17 protein-coding genes are annotated in these 15,763 nt (G+C 61.9%); 15 read left to right on the plus strand and 2 right to left on the minus strand.

What is annotated here, in order from left to right:
• The 5 genes from FJ949_RS19625 to FJ949_RS19645 all read left to right on the plus strand — a co-directional run bounded on the left by FJ949_RS19625 (nucleotide 1) and on the right by FJ949_RS19645 (nucleotide 5,595).
• Entirely contained in the window at nucleotides 1-978 is a 978-nt protein-coding gene (locus tag FJ949_RS19625) for a branched-chain amino acid ABC transporter permease (protein ID WP_140498406.1), read from the plus strand.
• Nucleotides 979-1,208: 230 nt separating this feature from the next.
• Entirely contained in the window at nucleotides 1,209-2,291 is a 1,083-nt protein-coding gene (ugpC, locus tag FJ949_RS19630) for a sn-glycerol-3-phosphate ABC transporter ATP-binding protein UgpC (protein ID WP_140498407.1), read from the plus strand.
• Between the two features lie 38 nt (nucleotides 2,292-2,329).
• A complete protein-coding gene (locus FJ949_RS19635) occupies nucleotides 2,330-3,655 on the plus strand; it encodes an ABC transporter substrate-binding protein (protein ID WP_140498408.1) in 1,326 nt (441 codons plus the stop codon).
• A gap of 106 nt (nucleotides 3,656-3,761) precedes the next feature.
• Nucleotides 3,762-4,700: a sugar ABC transporter permease gene (locus FJ949_RS19640; protein WP_140498409.1), complete on the plus strand. Its 939-nt coding sequence runs from the start codon at nucleotides 3,762-3,764 to the stop codon at nucleotides 4,698-4,700.
• Between the two features lies 1 nt (nucleotide 4,701).
• Nucleotides 4,702-5,595, plus strand: coding sequence for a carbohydrate ABC transporter permease (locus FJ949_RS19645; RefSeq protein ID WP_140498410.1), 894 nt, complete (start codon nucleotides 4,702-4,704; stop codon nucleotides 5,593-5,595).
• A gap of 38 nt (nucleotides 5,596-5,633) precedes the next feature.
• Here the strand turns inward: FJ949_RS19645 and FJ949_RS19650 are convergent, their stop codons facing one another.
• Both FJ949_RS19650 and FJ949_RS19655 read right to left on the minus strand, forming a co-directional pair.
• A complete protein-coding gene (locus FJ949_RS19650; protein ID WP_140498411.1) occupies nucleotides 5,634-6,752 on the minus strand; it encodes a mandelate racemase/muconate lactonizing enzyme family protein in 1,119 nt (372 codons plus the stop codon).
• 27 nt (nucleotides 6,753-6,779) lie between these two features.
• Complete coding sequence (locus FJ949_RS19655; RefSeq protein WP_140498412.1) at nucleotides 6,780-7,526, minus strand: amino acid ABC transporter ATP-binding protein; 747 nt, start codon at nucleotides 7,524-7,526, stop codon at nucleotides 6,780-6,782.
• Between the two features lie 119 nt (nucleotides 7,527-7,645).
• Here FJ949_RS19655 and FJ949_RS19660 point away from each other — a divergent pair, with 119 nt between their 5' ends.
• The 10 genes from FJ949_RS19660 to FJ949_RS19705 all read left to right on the plus strand — a co-directional run bounded on the left by FJ949_RS19660 (nucleotide 7,646) and on the right by FJ949_RS19705 (nucleotide 15,714).
• Nucleotides 7,646-8,329, plus strand: a complete 684-nt coding sequence (locus tag FJ949_RS19660) for a GntR family transcriptional regulator (RefSeq protein WP_140498413.1) — start codon at nucleotides 7,646-7,648, stop codon at nucleotides 8,327-8,329.
• A 15-nt stretch (nucleotides 8,330-8,344) separates the two neighbouring features.
• Nucleotides 8,345-9,016, plus strand: coding sequence for an amino acid ABC transporter permease (locus FJ949_RS19665; protein ID WP_140498414.1), 672 nt, complete (start codon nucleotides 8,345-8,347; stop codon nucleotides 9,014-9,016).
• 2 nt (nucleotides 9,017-9,018) lie between these two features.
• Complete coding sequence (locus FJ949_RS19670) at nucleotides 9,019-9,672, plus strand: amino acid ABC transporter permease (RefSeq protein ID WP_140498415.1); 654 nt, start codon at nucleotides 9,019-9,021, stop codon at nucleotides 9,670-9,672.
• Nucleotides 9,673-9,706: 34 nt separating this feature from the next.
• The gene (locus FJ949_RS19675; protein WP_181165309.1) at nucleotides 9,707-10,483 is read left to right on the plus strand and encodes a transporter substrate-binding domain-containing protein; all 777 of its coding nucleotides are present in this window, start codon (nucleotides 9,707-9,709) and stop codon (nucleotides 10,481-10,483) included.
• A gap of 69 nt (nucleotides 10,484-10,552) precedes the next feature.
• Nucleotides 10,553-11,662: an enolase C-terminal domain-like protein gene (locus tag FJ949_RS19680; RefSeq protein ID WP_140498417.1), complete on the plus strand. Its 1,110-nt coding sequence runs from the start codon at nucleotides 10,553-10,555 to the stop codon at nucleotides 11,660-11,662.
• A 5-nt stretch (nucleotides 11,663-11,667) separates the two neighbouring features.
• Complete coding sequence (locus tag FJ949_RS19685; protein ID WP_140498418.1) at nucleotides 11,668-12,702, plus strand: zinc-binding alcohol dehydrogenase family protein; 1,035 nt, start codon at nucleotides 11,668-11,670, stop codon at nucleotides 12,700-12,702.
• On the plus strand, nucleotides 12,699-13,460 hold the full coding sequence (locus tag FJ949_RS19690) for an SDR family oxidoreductase (protein WP_140498419.1): 762 nt from the start codon (nucleotides 12,699-12,701) through the stop codon (nucleotides 13,458-13,460). The genes FJ949_RS19685 and FJ949_RS19690 overlap by 4 nt, the downstream gene beginning before the upstream one ends.
• A 28-nt stretch (nucleotides 13,461-13,488) precedes the next feature.
• A complete protein-coding gene (locus tag FJ949_RS19695) occupies nucleotides 13,489-14,178 on the plus strand; it encodes an RraA family protein (protein ID WP_140498420.1) in 690 nt (229 codons plus the stop codon).
• Between the two features lie 7 nt (nucleotides 14,179-14,185).
• Nucleotides 14,186-14,482, plus strand: coding sequence for a UxaA family hydrolase (locus FJ949_RS19700; protein WP_140498421.1), 297 nt, complete (start codon nucleotides 14,186-14,188; stop codon nucleotides 14,480-14,482).
• Nucleotides 14,479-15,714 (plus strand): UxaA family hydrolase, encoded by a 1,236-nt coding sequence (locus FJ949_RS19705; protein ID WP_140498422.1) that lies wholly within the window; start codon nucleotides 14,479-14,481, stop codon nucleotides 15,712-15,714. Before FJ949_RS19700 ends, FJ949_RS19705 begins: the two co-directional genes overlap by 4 nt.
• Nucleotides 15,715-15,763 lie beyond the last annotated feature (49 nt).

A 15,763-nucleotide genomic window follows, 5' to 3' on the forward strand; every position in this document is an offset into this window, starting at 1 on the left:
ATGAGCGAGTTGACGGTTCACGAAAAGCGCGCTGCGGCCTCCGTGCGGCTGGAACGGGCCCTGGTGGCGCTGGCGGTATTGGCGCTCATCGCCGCGCCGTTCTTCGTCTACCCGTTCTTCCTCATGAAGATGCTGTGCTTTGCGCTGTTTGCCTGCGCCTTCAACCTGTTGCTCGGCTACACCGGCCTGTTGTCCTTCGGCCACGCGACCTTCTTCGGCGGCGCCGCCTATTTCTGCGCGCATGCCGTCAAGGTATGGGGCTGGCCGCCGGAGGCAGGCATTCTGCTGGGTACCGCCGGCGCGGCCCTGCTCGGGCTGGTCATGGGCTTCTTCGCCATCCGCCGGCAAGGCATCTATTTCGCCATGATCACGCTGGCGCTGGCGCAGATGTTCTTCTTCTTCTGCGTGCAGGCACCGTTCACGCAAGGCGAGGATGGCATCCAGGGCGTTCCGCGCGGCAACCTCTTCGGCATCATCGATTTGAACGCTACGGTCAACATGTACTATGTCGTGCTGGCCATCTTCCTGATCGGCGTCTTCGCCATTTGGCGGATCATCAACTCGCCGTTCGGCATGATCCTGCGCTCGATCCGCGAGAACGAGAACCGCGCCATCTCGCTCGGCTATTCTGTCGCCAGGTATAAGCTCGCCGCTTTCGTCATGTCGGCCGCACTTGCGGGGCTTGCCGGCGCGGTCAAGGCAATCGTGTTCCAGTTCGCGACGCTCACCGACGTGACATGGCAGATGTCGGGCGAGGTGATCCTGATGTCGCTGCTTGGCGGCATCGGTACCATGGTCGGGCCGGTCGTCGGCGCCGGCTTCGTCGTCGGCCTTGAAAACACACTCGCCACCTCAGGCTTTCCGGTGACCATCGCCACCGGCCTGATATTCATGGTCTGCGTGCTCGTCTTCCGGCGCGGCATCGTCGGCGAATTCCATGCGCGGTTGCCCAGGCCGGCGGACGGTGCAAGTGGTTGATATTCATCCCGTGGCCGATCTCCCTGCTGTCTCCAGCCATGTGGTGGGCAGTCCAATGAGCAACCGGGAATGCAGCCTGAATGTTTATCGAAGCGCCTGCTTTACAGGCAGGTTTGGTAGCGCTACCGTCTCCGTATCGCGTGACCACATGAAGGTTGGAGGGCCGTCGCCGGGAGAGGTCAGCGGTTCCTTCGAAGAGACGTCGCGGGAATCGTTCGGGAGGAGGATCGATGGCGTCTGTCGCGATTAGCGAGGTTCACAAATCATTCGGGACCGTCGAGGTTCTGCACGGCGTCAGCGTGAACATCGACGATGGCGAATTCGTCACGCTGGTCGGGCCGTCGGGTTGCGGGAAATCAACCCTGCTCAGGATGATCGCGGGCCTGGAAAAGATTTCGCGGGGCGAGATTGCGATTGGCGAACGTGTCGTCAACAACGTTGCGCCGAAGGAACGCGACGTCGCTATGGTCTTCCAGAACTATGCGCTGTACCCGCATATGACCGTCGCCGAGAACATGGCATTCTCGCTCATGCTCAAGGGCGTTTCGAAGGCTGAGAGCGGCGCCGGCGTTCAGCGCGCTGCGGAAATTCTGGGGCTGGTGCCGCTGTTGGCGCGCTATCCCCGCCAGCTTTCCGGCGGACAGCGCCAGCGGGTTGCCATGGGGCGGGCGATCGTGCGCGATCCGGCGGTTTTCCTGTTCGACGAACCGCTGTCCAATCTTGACGCCAAGCTCAGGGTGCAGATGCGCGCCGAGATCAAGGAACTGCACCAGCGCCTGAAAACCACGACGGTCTATGTTACCCACGACCAGATCGAAGCCATGACCATGGCGGACAAGATCGTGGTCATGCATGACGGCATCGTCGAGCAGATCGGGCCGCCGCTGGAACTCTACGACAGGCCGGACAATCTCTTCGTCGCCAGTTTCATCGGCTCGCCCGCCATGAATTTGCTGCGGGGCGAAATCGCGACGAACGGGTCGCCGTCCTTTCGGGGCGCGGGCGGAATTTCCGTGCCGTTGGACGCAGCATCGTCCGTCAAAGGCGGCGAGCCGGTGGTGCTGGGCATACGGCCCGAGCATTTGCGGCTGTCCGATCAGGGCATTGCGGTCACCATCGCGGTGATCGAGCCGACCGGGTCGGAGGTACAGCTCATCGGCCGGACAGCCGGCGGTGAAGAGATCGTGGCCAACTTTCGGGAACGTCATTCCTTCACGCCGGGCGAAACCATCCGGCTGACCGCCGAACCCGGCCTCATTCATCTCTTCCACGGCGAAACCGGGCAGCGGCTTCAAACGCGTGGCAAGCTGTAAAGACCAAAGGGCAAGAGAAACAAACAGGAGGAACGAGCATGAAATTCACCAGACGTGACGTGATCCGCACGACGGCCGGCGCTGCTGCCGGCGTTTTGGGAAGCCGCTTCGCCGGCTCCCCGGCATTCGCCCAGGAGGGGCTGAAGTACAAGCCGGAGGACGGTGCGAAGCTCAGGCTGCTGCGCTGGTCGCCTTTCGTGCAGGGCGACGAGGACCAGTGGCTGAAAAACACCAAGCGGTTCACCGAAGCGACGGGCGTGGAGGTACGTGTCGACAAGGAAAGCTGGGAAGACATTCGCCCCAAGGCAGCGGTGGCCGCCAATGTCGGTTCAGGTCCGGATCTGATGTTCGTCTGGTTCGACGACCCGCATCAGTATCCCGATAAGCTGCACGACGTGACGGAATTGGGCGAGTATCTGGGCTCGAAATACGGCGGCTGGCACGACGGACCAAAGCAATATGCTACCCGGGAAGGCAAATTCATCGGCTTGCCGCTCGCCACCATCGGAAATGCCATCGTCTATCGGGAAAGCTGGGTAAAAGAGGCCGGCTTTTCGGAGTTCCCCAAGGACACGAAAGGCTTCCTCGAACTTTGCAAGGCCTTGCAGGCGAAGGGGCATCCGGCCGGCTTCACGCACGGCCATGGTGTTGGCGATGGCAACAACTATGCGCACTGGCTGCTGTGGAGCCATGGCGGCCAGATGGTCGACGAGAGCGGCAAGGTGACGATCAACAGCCCCGAGACCCTCAAGGCGATCGAATACGCGCAGGAACTCTACAAGACTTTTATTCCAGGCACCGAAAGCTGGCTCGACGTCAACAACAATCGCGCCTTCCTGGCCGGCGAACTCAGTGTGATCGCCAATGGCATTTCCGCCTACAACACGGCCAAGATCAACAAGGACAATGATCCGAAGCTGGCGGAAATGGCCAAGGACATACGCACCACCAACCTGCCGATCGGTCCTGTCGGCAAATCCGTCGAACTGTTCCAGGTGACCACAGCCGTCATCTTCGACTACACGCCCTACCCCAACGCGGCCAAAGCCTATCTGCAATTCATGTTCGAGGACCCGCAAATGCCAGATTGGATCACCTCCTCGGCGGGCTACTGCTGCCAGACGCTCAAGGCGTTCGACAACAATCCGGTGTGGACAGCCGATCCGAACAATGCCGCTTACGCCAAGGCTTCGGCGACGCTGCGGCCCAACGGCTATGCCGGGCCGCTCGGCTATGCCTCGGCGGCGACCATGGCCGACTATGTCCTGGTCGACATGTTCGCCAAGGCCGTCACGGGGCAGGCCACGCCCCAGGAGGCAATGGAAGAGGCGGAGAAGCGCGCAAACCGGTATTATCGCGTTTGATCCATGCCAGCTGAGCCTGGCGGCTCTGCCCCGCGCTATCCGACCCTCCGGAAGCGCAGGGCGGCCGCCAGGCCGATCAACGAGACCCTTGCAGGGAGCCCGCCCCATGGCCGTGCCGTCCGTCGCCGCTCAGCCGCGTTCCTCGATGCTGTCGCGCCTGGCCGAGAGCAGGAACGCGCTTGGCTTCGGCTTCATGCTGCCGGCGGCGGCATTGCTGCTTGTCTTCCTGACCTATCCGCTTGGGCTCGGCGTCTGGCTCGGCTTCACCGATGCCCGCATCGGCCGTCCCGGCATCTTCATCGGCATCGAGAACTATGAATATCTGTGGAGCGACGCCGTCTTCTGGCTCTCCGTCTTCAACACCCTGCTCTACACCGTCAGCGCCTCGATCCTGAAATTCGCGCTCGGCCTCTGGCTGGCGCTCATCCTCAACCAGAACCTTCCCTTCAAATCGTTCTTCCGCGCGATTGTCCTGTTGCCGTGGGTGGTGCCGACGGTGCTGTCGGCCATCGCCTTCTGGTGGATTTACGATTCGCAGTTCTCGATCCTGTCCTGGGCACTCCAGCAGATGGGGCTGATCGACCATCGCATCAATTTCCTCGGCGATCCGGAGAACGCGCGTGCTTCGGTGATCGCGGCCAATGTCTGGCGCGGCATCCCTTTCGTAGCCATCACGCTGCTTGCCGGCTTGCAGACAATCCCCCAATCGCTTTACGAGGCCGCCACGCTCGACGGCGCCAGCCGCTGGCAATTGTTTCGCCATGTGACGCTGCCGCTGCTCACCCCCATCATCGCGATCACGATGACGTTCTCGGTGCTGTTCACCTTCACGGATTTCCAGCTGATCTATGTGCTGACCCGCGGCGGACCGGTAAATGCCACCCATCTGATGGCGACGCTGTCGTTCCAGCGCGGCATTTCGGGCGGCCAGCTCGGCGAGGGCGCCGCGATCGCGGTCGCCATGATCCCATTCCTCCTTGCCGCGATCCTGTTCAGTTATTTCGGCTTGCAGCGCCGCAAATGGCAGCAGGGGGGCGGAGACTGACATGGCTGCCACCAGGAAGACAAAACAGCCGCAGCTCGACGAAGGCGGCATGGGCTATTTGCAGAGCGTGCCGCGCCGTGTGGTGACGGTCTATCTCCCCCTGCTCGTGTTCGTCATCGTGCTCTTGTTCCCGTTCTACTGGATGACGATCACAGCGGTTAAGCCCAATGTCGAAATGACCGACTATGCCAATTTCAACCCGCTCTGGGTCGTGCATCCGACATTGGAGCACATCCGCTATCTTCTCTTCGAGACGTCCTATCCGGGCTGGCTGCTCAACACGATCATCATTTCGACCGCCGCCACTTTCCTGTCGCTGGTGGCGTCGGTTTTCGCGGCCTATGCGATCGAGCGGCTGCGGTTCTCCGGGGCACGGCAGGTCGGCCTCGCGGTGTTCCTCGCCTATCTCGTGCCGCCCTCGATACTGTTCATCCCCTTGTCGGTGATGGTGTTCAACCTCGGGCTTTACGACACACCCTTCGCGCTCATCCTCACCTACCCGACCTTCCTGATCCCCTTCTGCACCTGGCTGCTGATGGGTTACTTCCGCTCCATCCCGTTCGAACTGGAAGAATGTGCGCTCATAGACGGGGCAAGCCGCTGGCAGATCCTGAGCAAGATCGTGCTGCCCCTGTCGGTGCCAGGCCTGATCTCGGCGGGCATATTCGCATTCACCCTGTCATGGAACGAGTTCATCTATGCCTTGACGTTCATCCAGTCGTCCGAAAACAAGACCGTGCCGGTCGGGGTGCTCACCGAACTCGTCCGCTCCGACGTCTATGAGTGGGGTGCCCTGATGGCGGGCGCGCTGATCGGATCCCTGCCGGTCGTCGTGCTTTATTCGTTCTTCGTCGAGCACTATGTCTCCTCGATGACCGGCGCGGTGAAGGAATAGCGCCGCCCCGATGCCGCGGGCGCTTTTCCTGGAATGCCCTAGCCCAGGCTTTTGCCGTAGCGGGCAAAGCTTTCGGCCAGGACGGTCGTGCTCGCACCGGCCCGTTCGGGCCGTTTGTAGATGCCGCCTTCGACGCGGATCGGCTCCTCGAAGTGATCCTTGATCCAGGGGATGTATTCGAGGATCGTCGATGCAGGATGCCAGTAGCTCAGATGCACATGCACCTGGCTCATCTCCCCTGCATGCGGAACGACGGGAAGCCGATGCGCCAGTGCCAGGTCCGCGACCTGGATGTATTCGGTTATTCCTCCGAGCCGCGTGACGTCCGGCTGGACGTAGGCGACGGCTCCTGCATCGACAAAGGAGCGGAACGCGTCGATCGTGTAGAGCTGCTCGCCGAGCGCGATCGGGATCGATGTATTGCGCGCGAGCGTGGCGTGGCTGGCGACATCGTCATACCAGAGCGGCTCCTCGAACCAGTAGATATCGAGGTCGCGCGCCAGCGCGCAGAACCGCTGGCAGGTCGGAAGATCCCACTTGCCGTTGCCGTCGATTGCGATCCGGATCCTTGGTCCGACACGTTTGCGCACAGCCGCCAGGCGCTCGACGTCGACATTTGGGTCGTCATGGCCGACCTTGATCTTGATGCGTGTGAATCCATCCTCCTCGACGGCTTTCGCGGAGCCGCGCAGCAACGTGTCCAGATCGAACGAAATCCAGCCGATATCGGTATTGTAGGCCTCCAGGGCATCGGTGCGCGCGCCGCCGAGATAACTCCACAGCGGCAGGCCCGCCCGTTTCGCCTTCATATCCCACAACGCGATATCGATTGCGGCCAGCGCCAGATGCGTGATGCCGGCCCGACCGACCCATTGAAGCGAAGGATGGCGCGCAAGCCTGGTCCATAGACGCTGATGATCCGAGGCGTCTTCGCCTACCAGAAGCGGCGCGTAACACTCGCCGATGCAGGACGTTATCAGCCGGTCGGCGGCCAGATGGGCATGCGTGCCGGTGAAGCCATAACCTTCCAGCCCGTCCGTGGTGACGATCTTCGTACCCACGACACCCCAATGGGTGATGCTGTGGGTCGAGTCCGAAATGGAGTCCGAGGTGAGTGGAAGATGGAGAATAAACGGGCGGACGGAGGCGATTTTCATCTATGACCCTTGGCGGATATGAATTTGTCAATGAAGGAGCTGCGAGAGGAATTCGCGTGCACGCTGATGCTTCGGGGCTGCGAAGAACTCCTTCGGCGTGGCCTCCTCGAGTATCCGGCCCTTGTCCATGAAGACGACCCGATCGGCCACCTGGCTGGCGAAACCCATTTCGTGCGTCACGCAGATCATCGTCATGCCTTCGGATGCCAGCGAGACCATGGTGTCTAGCACTTCCTTGACCATTTCCGGATCGAGAGCCGAGGTCGGTTCATCGAAGAGCATGATCTTGGGCTGCATGCAGAGCGCGCGGGCGATCGCGACGCGCTGCTGCTGGCCGCCGGAAAGCTGGGACGGATACTTGTCCGCCTGATCTGCGATCCGTACCTTGTGCAACATCTCCAGCGCTCTCTCCGAAGCGTCTTTGCGGGATTTTCCGAGCACGCGGACGGGCGCCAGCGTACAGTTCTCGATCACCTTGAGATGCGGGAAGAGGTTGAACTGCTGGAACACCATGCCGATGTCCCGGCGCGGAACCATACGTCCGTGGGACTTCTCGACCAGCGGTTTGCCGTCGATTTCCACCGAGCCTTGCTGCAGGTCTTCCAAGCCGTTGATGCAGCGGATCAAGGTCGACTTGCCTGAGCCCGACGGCCCGCAGACGACAATCTTTTCGCCCTTCGCCACCTCAAGGCTGACGTGATCGAGCGCCTGAAACCCGCCGAACATCTTCACCGCGTCGCGCAGTTTCACAAAGGCGCTGCCGTTGGCGTCCATGAATTCCTCCTTGTTGCGAGGTTGACTTGTAACCCGAAAGATCGAAATCAGAAAATAAAAAATTTTCTATTTTTAATTTTTCTGTTGCACCGAACCGGAACCTGACCGATGCTTGGGCCATGAGCATGATCAAGACAACATTGGCCGAGCAGGCCTACCAGGAGCTGCGGTCGCGGATCGTCGGCGGCAGGCTGGCAGGCGGGCAACGCCTGTTGCCAAACGAATTGGCGGCGGAACTGGGCATCAGTCCCACGCCTGTCAAGGAAGCCTGCCTGCGGCTGGAGGCGGACGGGCTTCTCGTCAATTCCTCGCGGCGCGGCATGGTGGTCCGCAGCTTCAACGAGGAAGCCGTCGAGGAATTATACGCGGCCAGGACACTGCTCGAGAAAGGGGCCGTGGAAGCAGCCTTCGACGCAGGACGGCTCGATGAGGCGCTGCGGGTGAAGCTCCAGGACAGCCTCGAAAACCACAGGCGCTTCGCCAAAGGGTCGTCGCTCGACGATCTGGCGAAGGCGCTCTCCCATGACCGGGCCTTCCACAGTTCGCTCGTCGGCGCCGCGGGGATACCGATGATCTCCGAGGTCCACTCCCGCATTGTCGGCCAGACGCATACGGTCTTCGTCTCGATTCCAGGCGATTACAGCCGCTCGGTCGAGGAGCACCAAAATATTCTCGATGCCATCATCGCCGGCAAGAAGAGCCAGATCCTCGCGGCGCTGCAGCGACATCTCGAGAGAAGCCGGCAGAACACCTTGCGCCAGGTGAAAGTCCTTGCGCGAGCGATCGAACCGAACCTTGTTTAAAGACCGGGGACGAGTGTGGAGTACCTAGATTTTTCCGGGACATTCGCGCGCGGCGACCTGTTCGTGCACGCCGCCATGCTGACCGTCGGCCTGTCGGCCGCCGCGCTGGTTCTGGGCATGTGCGTCGGCATCGTCAGCGCCCTGATGAGACTTTCGAGCTCGAAAGTCCTCTCCTCAATCGCGGCCGCCTATGTGGAGATCATCCGCAACACGCCGTTTCTGGTGCAGATCTATATCGTCTATTTCGGCCTACCCTCGATCGGCATCCGCATTTCCGAAGTGACGGCGGCCATCCTCTCCCTGACGCTCTACGCGGGCGCCTATATCACCGAGATCGTCCGTGCCGGTATCCAGACGATCGGCAAGGGACAGCGGGAGGCGGCGCACACGCTTGGCATGTCACCGTATCTCACCTTCCGCTATGTCGTTCTGCTGCCGGCGATTTCAGCGATCTTCCCGGCACTGACCAGCCAGTTCATCCTGATCATGCTGGCGTCCAGCGTCGTTTCCGTCATCTCCGTCCCGGAACTGACCGGCGTCGCCAATGATGTGCAGGGCCTGACCTTCCGAAGCCTGGAAGCCTATCTCGTGGTCGCGGCCATCTACCTTGTCCTGACGGCTGCATTCAAAGGCGTCTTCGCACTGATTGAGCGTGCCCTCTTCTCCTTCCGCTTTGCAGGGCGATGACGATGTTCCAGACATTCAATCTCCATCATGTCGAGTTTCTGCTGCAATGTGCGACGTGGACGGTCGTCCTCTCGGGAATTGCGCTTGCAGGCGGGGCCATCGGCGGATCGATTATCGCCCTCATGCGCCTCTCCCGTTTCGCCTGGCTGCGCTGGATCGCACAGGCCTATATCTATGTCATCCAGGGAACGCCCCTGCTCGTCATTCTCTTCATCGCCTATTTCGGCGTCGCCAATCTCGGCTATGACCTTCCGGCGATCTACGCGGCCGGCCTTGGATTTACGCTCTACAGCAGCGCGTTCCTCGGCGAGATCTGGCGCGGGTCGATCCAGTCGATCAACAAGGGGCAATGGGAAGCGTCGTTCGTGCTGGCGCTTGGCTGGCGGCACACGATGACCGACGTCATCATCCCGCAGGCGCTTCGCGTCGCCATTCCTCCGACGGTCGGCTTCTCCGTTCAGGTCGTCAAGAACACCGCGCTTGCTTCGGTCGTCGGCTTTATCGAACTGACGAGAGCAGGACAGATCGTCTCCAGCGCCACGTTTCAGCCGCTGCCCGTCTATCTGACGGTCGCAGCCATCTACTTCGGCATCTGCTCCATACTGTCCCATGCCAGCCGCCGCCTGGAGCGCCGCCTGCAGCAGGCAGCCAACTGAAGATCCGGTTCATCACACCAGGGAGGAAAGTATCATGCTATTGAAGAGACTTGCTGTCGGGGTCGCCGCGATGCTGGCGATGATATTGCCCGCAAAGGCCGAGAGCACGCTGGACGCCATCGTGCAGCGCGGCACTATCAATGTCGGCGTCGGCCTTGGAACGCCGCCTTATGGCCTGATGGACAGCAGCATGCAGCCCGACGGCTATGACGTGTCCGTGGCAAAGGCAATCGCCCGCGATCTCGGCGTCAAGGTCAACATCGTCGACACGACGGCAGCCAACCGCATCCCGAACCTGACTTCGGGCAAGCTCGACATCGTGATCTATTCGTTCTCGATCACCGCCGAGCGCGCCAAGGCCATCGCGTTCACCAACACGTACTATGTCGACCAGCAGGTCTATGTCGGTCCCGCCGACCAGCCGATCACCAAGATCGAGGATCTGGCCGGCAGGAAGATCGGCGTGACGCGGGCCAGCACGAACGACATCGTCATGACCAAAAAGGCCGTCGAAGGCGCACAGATCCAGCGCTATGACGATGACGCGTCGACATCCCAGGCGCTGTTCGCAGGCCAAGTCGAAGGCATCGTGACCAGCGGCGCGCTTGCCCGCGCCGTCGAGGAGCACGATCCCAACCTCAAGAAGCAGTTCGTCGTGGCGCAGGCGCCGATGGGCATAGGCCTGCGCCGCAACGACCCGGACTTCCTGCACTGGCTGAACACGGAGCTCTTCATGCTCCAGTCTACAGGTGAGCTGCAGGCCCTGCAGAAAAAATGGATGGGTGTCGAAGTCGACCTGCCCCGCTTCTGAGAATGACTGGATCCGGGACTCCCCCGGATCCACACATGCCGCTGCGATCGGTTTATCGAAGGTTTTTTCATGAAAATCACGGATGTGAAGGTGCGCTGCTGCCAGCGCAAACCAGGCGATTTTGCCGCCAGCGCGTTTCGAACCGGGGATTTCGCGAAGTTCGAATTTCTCACCGTCACCATGGCGACGGATACCGGGCTCGAGGCAACCGCCTTCGGGTTCGCCGGTCGTTCGGCGGCGGGCGCCGGCAGGCTGATTGCCGACACGCTGCGTCCGTTCTTCATCGGCCGCGACCCGCTCGACCGGGAAAAGGCATGGCACGATTTCCGGGTGGCCGACCGCTGGTGGGGCCACTTGCCGATCTATGCCTACGGACCATTCGACACCTGCCTCTGGCTGCTGTCGGCCACCGCCGCCGGGCAGCCTCTCTACAAATATCTCGGCGCCTTCCGCGAACGCGTGCCGGTCTATGGCAGCTCGATGATCCTGTCGGGGCCGCAGGACTATGTGAAAGAGGCGCTGCGCGCCAAAGCCGAAGGGTTGCGGGCCTACAAGCTCCATACACCGGGACTCGACCTCGACTACGACATCGACGTCCATCGCCAGGTCCGCGCCGCCGTCGGGCCGGATTTCACGCTGATGTCGGACCCGGTCTCGATGTTCAATCTCGAGCAGTCGATCCGCTTCGGCCGCGAGCTGGAAAGGCTCGACTTCTACTGGCTGGAAGAGCCTTTATACGACGAGGACGTGCATTCGCTGCGGGAGCTCGCCCGCACCCTCGAAATCCCGCTCGTCGGGACGGAAGTCCTTGCGAAGCACCCTTACAGCATCGCCGAATGCATCTCGACTCGTGTCGTCGATCGCGTCCGGGCAGACGTTTCCTGGACGGGCGGCGTCACGGGCGTCATGAAGACGGCCCGCCTCGCCGAAGCCTTCGGCGTCAATTGCGAGATCCATACCGCCATCTTCCACCCGATGGAGATCGTCAACCTGCATTGCGCCGCGGCGATCAAGAACTGCGACTTCTTCGAAGTGCTCTATCCAATGGAGAACTTCGCCTTCGGCCTCAAGCAGCCGCTGCCGATCAAGGACGGCTACGCCGCGCCGCCGTCAGCCCCCGGCCTCGGTGTCGAGATCGACTGGGATGCCATCGACAACAGCACGATCTGTGAGGCCTGAGCGCCATGATGAAAGCTGTCTGCCTCGAGGAACCCGGCAAGATCTCGCTGGTCGAATTGCCCGAACCAAAACCGGGCCCGGGCGAAGTCGCGGTGCGGATGGAGTATGTGGGGTATTGCGGTTCCGACCTGACGTCGTTTCGCGGCCTCAATCCGCTGATCTCCTACCCGCGCGTCCTGGGCCATGAAATCTCCGGCACCATCTCGGCGCTCGGCGACGGCGTCAGCGCGCTTGCGGTCGGCCAGTCCGTGACTATTCTTCCCTATTTCAATTGCGGCAGGTGCCATGCGTGCCGCCTTGGCAGGCCGAACGCCTGCAAGGACAACCGGACGATGGGCGTCCAGCGCGAGGGCGCGATGGCCTCGATCATCGTCGTTCCCGCGGGCAAGATCATTCCGGTCGAGGGCATGCGCCAGCGGGACCTCGCGCTGATCGAGCCGCTTGCCGTCGGCTTCCATGCCGTCCGCCGCTCCGAGCTTTCGGCTGGAGAAACCGTCGTCATCCTTGGCTGCGGCGTCATTGGGCTCGGCGCCTTGCTCGGCGCTGTCAGGCGGGGCTCACGCGTGATCGCAGTGGACCTTAGCGCCGACAAACTCGCCGTTGCCAAGGTGCTCGGCGCCACTGACACCATCGATGCGTCGCGCGAAGATGTCCTGGCGCATGTCCTGGAACTGACCAGTGGGGACGGTCCGCAGGTCGTCATCGAGGCGGTCGGCGCGGATGCGACCTTTCGGCAGGCGATCGATCTCGTGGCGTCCTGCGGCCGGGTCGTCTATGTCGGCTACGCCAAGAACAAGATCGCTTACGACACCAAGTTCTTCCTGCTCAAGGAGATGGATATCCGCGGGTCGCGCGGCTCCGAGATCGCCGATTTCCACGATGTTATCGGCTATCTGAAGCAACATCGGGACGCCGGCGACCGCATCGTCTCACGCGTCGTGCCAATCGAGGAAGCCGGTGCGGCCATGCAAGCCTGGGACAAGAACCCCGGAGGCTTCACCAAGATCGTCGTCCGGATCGAAGCGAAGGAAGACGCATGAGCATCAAGGATATCTTCGGGCTGGAGGGGCAGCATGCGCTGGTGACCGGCGGCGGAAGCGGTCTCGGCCTTGCGATCGCCACCTGTTTCGTCGAAGCCGGCGCCAAGGTGACGATCGTCGGCACCAACGCCGCGAAGCTCGCTGCCGCCTGCGAGACGCTGGGGCCTTCCGCCACGAGCCATGTCTTCGACGTGACCGACACTGCCGGTGCCACGGGTTTCGCCAGCGAGGTGGCAAAAAAATCCGGACGCGTCTCGATCCTCGTCAACAATGCCGGCAACACGGTCAAGAAGCCGCTCGGCGAGATGAGCGTCGAGGCTTTCAATTCGGTGCTGAACGTCCATGTCGGCGGCGCCTTCGCCCTCTCGCGCGCCTTCCTGCCGCAGGTGACGGAAGCAAGGGGCAGCATTCTTTTCACCGCCTCGATGAGCTCTTTCCTCGGCATTCCCAACGTGATCGGCTATTCGGCGGCGAAAGCCGCCTATGTCGGCATGGTGAGGGCGCTCGCGGCCGAACTTGCGCCCAGCGGGATACGCGTCAACGGTGTGGCACCAGGCTGGATCGACACCGCGCTTCTACGCCAGGCCACCGCAGCCGATCCGGAAAGGGCGCGCAAGATCAACAGCCGCATTCCCATGGGTCGTTTCGGCGAGGGCGCCGATATCGGCTGGGCCATGACCTATCTCGCCTCACGCGCCTCAGCCTATGTGACCGGCCATATACTGGTGGTCGACGGCGGCGCGCTGCACGGCTTCTGACACCATAGTTTTTCGAGGGAGAAAACAGATGACGACCGATACTGACAAGGCGATCTTCGAAGTCATCCGCAAGGAACTCTTCACGGCCGTCGTCGGCGACGTGCTCGATGTAATGGGCCACCGCCGGCAGTTCCTGCCGGCCGGGATCGTGCCGTTGCAGCCGGAGATGAAAGTCATCGGCCGCGCGATGCCGGTGCTGGAGGCGGACGTGTTTTCCGGCGGTTCGCCGGATGCGCACGGTCCGCTCGCGAACAAACCGTTCGGCCTCATGATGGAAGCGCTGGACAGCCTGACGGAGAACGATGTCTACATCGCCAGCGGCTCCTCCTTCCGCTACGCGCTGTGGGGCGGGCTGATGTCCACCAGGGCCCAGAAGCTGAAGGCTGCCGGCGCCGTCCTCAACGGCTATATCCGCGACTCCTGGGAAATCGAAAAGCTCGGCTTTTCGGTCTTCTCGCGCGGCATCTATGCCCAGGACCAGGGCCCGCGAGGCAAGGTGATCGACTATGGCTGCCCAATCGAGATCGAAGGCATCCTGGTAACGCCCGGCGACCTGATCTTCGGCGACCGCGAGGGCGTGCTTGTGATCCCGCGCGAGGCGGAAAAGGAAGCGATCGAGCGCGCGATCGAGAAGGTCAGCACAGAGAACAAGGTCGCAACCGCGATCCGCGACGGCATGAGCGCCTGCGAAGCCTTCCGTACCTTCGGCGTCATGTGAGCCGACGATGGACGATCCTCGTCTGCTCCTGCTCTGCGATCACGACAATGTGCTGGTCGCCTGCCGGCGCATCGAAGCCGGTGAGACCATCATCGTTGGCGGCGAGTCGCGCATTCTGATCAAGGCCGTGGAGCTCGGCCACAAGCTGGCGCGGCTGCCGATCGCCCCGGGGATGAAGGTCATCAAATACGGCGTCCCGATCGGCTCGGCGACGCGGTCGATCGGACCCGGCGAGCACGTCCATATTCACAATCTGAAGAGCGACTACACCAAAACGCACGTAATAGCGGAGACCGGATCATGACCGGCGAACAGTCCACCATCCTCGGCTATCTCAGGCCGGACGGTCGCAAGGGCATCCGCAACATTGTGATCGTGGCCTATCTGGTAGAGTGCGCGCATCATGTCGGTCGCGAAATTGTCTCCCATTTCCGCGGCAGGGACGTGCATCTGATCGGCTTTCCAGGCTGCTTTCCCAATCCCTATGCGCAGCGGATGATGGAGCGTCTGTGTACGCATCCCAATGTCGCCGCGGTACTGCTGCTGTCACTGGGATGCGAAAGCTTCAACAAATTCTCGCTCGCCCGCACCGTCGAGGCAAGCGGACGGCCGGTGGCCACGCTGACGATCCAGGAAAACGGCGGTACTTTGTCGACGATTTCCGACGGCATCGAATGGGTCGGGCAACGCCTGCAAGAGCTGGGCGCGGTCGCGAGAGTGCCAATGGATGCGAGTGAACTTATTGTCGGCACGATCTGCGGCGGGTCGGACGGCACCAGCGGCATGACCGGCAACCCCGCCGCCGGCCTTGCCTTCGATCGGCTGGTCCGTGCGGGAGCAGCCTGTATTTTCGAGGAGACCGGCGAGCTGATCGGCTGCGAAGAGATCATGGCGAGCCGTGCCGTGACGCCTGAACTCGGCGTCGAGCTGCGCGCCTCCGTGGCAAAGGCAGCGCAATACTACGCGACGCTAGGCTATGGCAGTTTCGCTCCGGGCAATGCCGATGGCGGCCTATCCACCATCGAGGAGAAATCGATGGGTGCCTATGCCAAATCGGGCTCGTCGCCGATTTCGGGCCTCATCAAGCCGGGCGACATTCCCCCTGGCGGCGGACTCTACCTGATGGATGTCGTGCCGGACGGGGACGTGCGTTTTGGCTTCCCCAACATCTCGGACAATGCCGAGATCGTGGAGCTCATCGCTTCCGGTTGTCACCTCACGCTCTTCGTCACCGGCCGCGGTTCGGTCTCGGGGTCGGCGGTCGCACCGGTCATAAAGATCTGCGCCAATCCCGAAACATACCGTCGCCTGTCGGGCGACATGGACGTCGATGCCGGACGTATCCTCGAAGGGGCCGCCACCTTGTCGGATGTCGGCGACGAAATCTTCAATCTGGTTCTTGCTGTCGCCAATGGCCATGCGACGAAATCCGAACAACTCGGGCACCGCGAATTCATCCTGACCTACAAGACTTTCGAACCGATCGGTCCCGCATGTCTGCCGGGCGCACAGCCAAAGGCTGGTCACCGAAGCTGAAGCTGCCGGCGTTTGCCGCATGCTTGCGAGCGTAGCTTGCGTCTGTGCT

The sequence above is a fragment of the Mesorhizobium sp. B2-4-1 genome, from assembly GCF_006442185.1.
GTDB lineage: Bacteria > Pseudomonadota > Alphaproteobacteria > Rhizobiales > Rhizobiaceae > Mesorhizobium.

Excerpts from the sequence above, each read along its gene's own strand:
- FJ949_RS19625 (WP_140498406.1), top strand. The coding sequence starts at position 1 with ATGAGCGAGTTGACGGTTCACGAAAAGCGCGCTGCGGCCTCCGTGCGG.
- ugpC (WP_140498407.1), top strand. The coding sequence starts at position 1,209 with ATGGCGTCTGTCGCGATTAGCGAGGTTCACAAATCATTCGGGACCGTC.
- FJ949_RS19635 (WP_140498408.1), top strand. The coding sequence starts at position 2,330 with ATGAAATTCACCAGACGTGACGTGATCCGCACGACGGCCGGCGCTGCT.
- FJ949_RS19640 (WP_140498409.1), top strand. The coding sequence starts at position 3,762 with ATGGCCGTGCCGTCCGTCGCCGCTCAGCCGCGTTCCTCGATGCTGTCG.
- FJ949_RS19645 (WP_140498410.1), top strand. The coding sequence starts at position 4,702 with ATGGCTGCCACCAGGAAGACAAAACAGCCGCAGCTCGACGAAGGCGGC.
- FJ949_RS19650 (WP_140498411.1), bottom strand. The coding sequence starts at position 6,752 with ATGAAAATCGCCTCCGTCCGCCCGTTTATTCTCCATCTTCCACTCACC.
- FJ949_RS19655 (WP_140498412.1), bottom strand. The coding sequence starts at position 7,526 with ATGGACGCCAACGGCAGCGCCTTTGTGAAACTGCGCGACGCGGTGAAG.
- FJ949_RS19660 (WP_140498413.1), top strand. The coding sequence starts at position 7,646 with ATGAGCATGATCAAGACAACATTGGCCGAGCAGGCCTACCAGGAGCTG.
- FJ949_RS19670 (WP_140498415.1), top strand. The coding sequence starts at position 9,019 with ATGTTCCAGACATTCAATCTCCATCATGTCGAGTTTCTGCTGCAATGT.
- FJ949_RS19675 (WP_181165309.1), top strand. The coding sequence starts at position 9,707 with ATGCTATTGAAGAGACTTGCTGTCGGGGTCGCCGCGATGCTGGCGATG.
- FJ949_RS19680 (WP_140498417.1), top strand. The coding sequence starts at position 10,553 with ATGAAAATCACGGATGTGAAGGTGCGCTGCTGCCAGCGCAAACCAGGC.
- FJ949_RS19685 (WP_140498418.1), top strand. The coding sequence starts at position 11,668 with ATGATGAAAGCTGTCTGCCTCGAGGAACCCGGCAAGATCTCGCTGGTC.
- FJ949_RS19690 (WP_140498419.1), top strand. The coding sequence starts at position 12,699 with ATGAGCATCAAGGATATCTTCGGGCTGGAGGGGCAGCATGCGCTGGTG.
- FJ949_RS19695 (WP_140498420.1), top strand. The coding sequence starts at position 13,489 with ATGACGACCGATACTGACAAGGCGATCTTCGAAGTCATCCGCAAGGAA.
- FJ949_RS19700 (WP_140498421.1), top strand. The coding sequence starts at position 14,186 with ATGGACGATCCTCGTCTGCTCCTGCTCTGCGATCACGACAATGTGCTG.
- FJ949_RS19705 (WP_140498422.1), top strand. The coding sequence starts at position 14,479 with ATGACCGGCGAACAGTCCACCATCCTCGGCTATCTCAGGCCGGACGGT.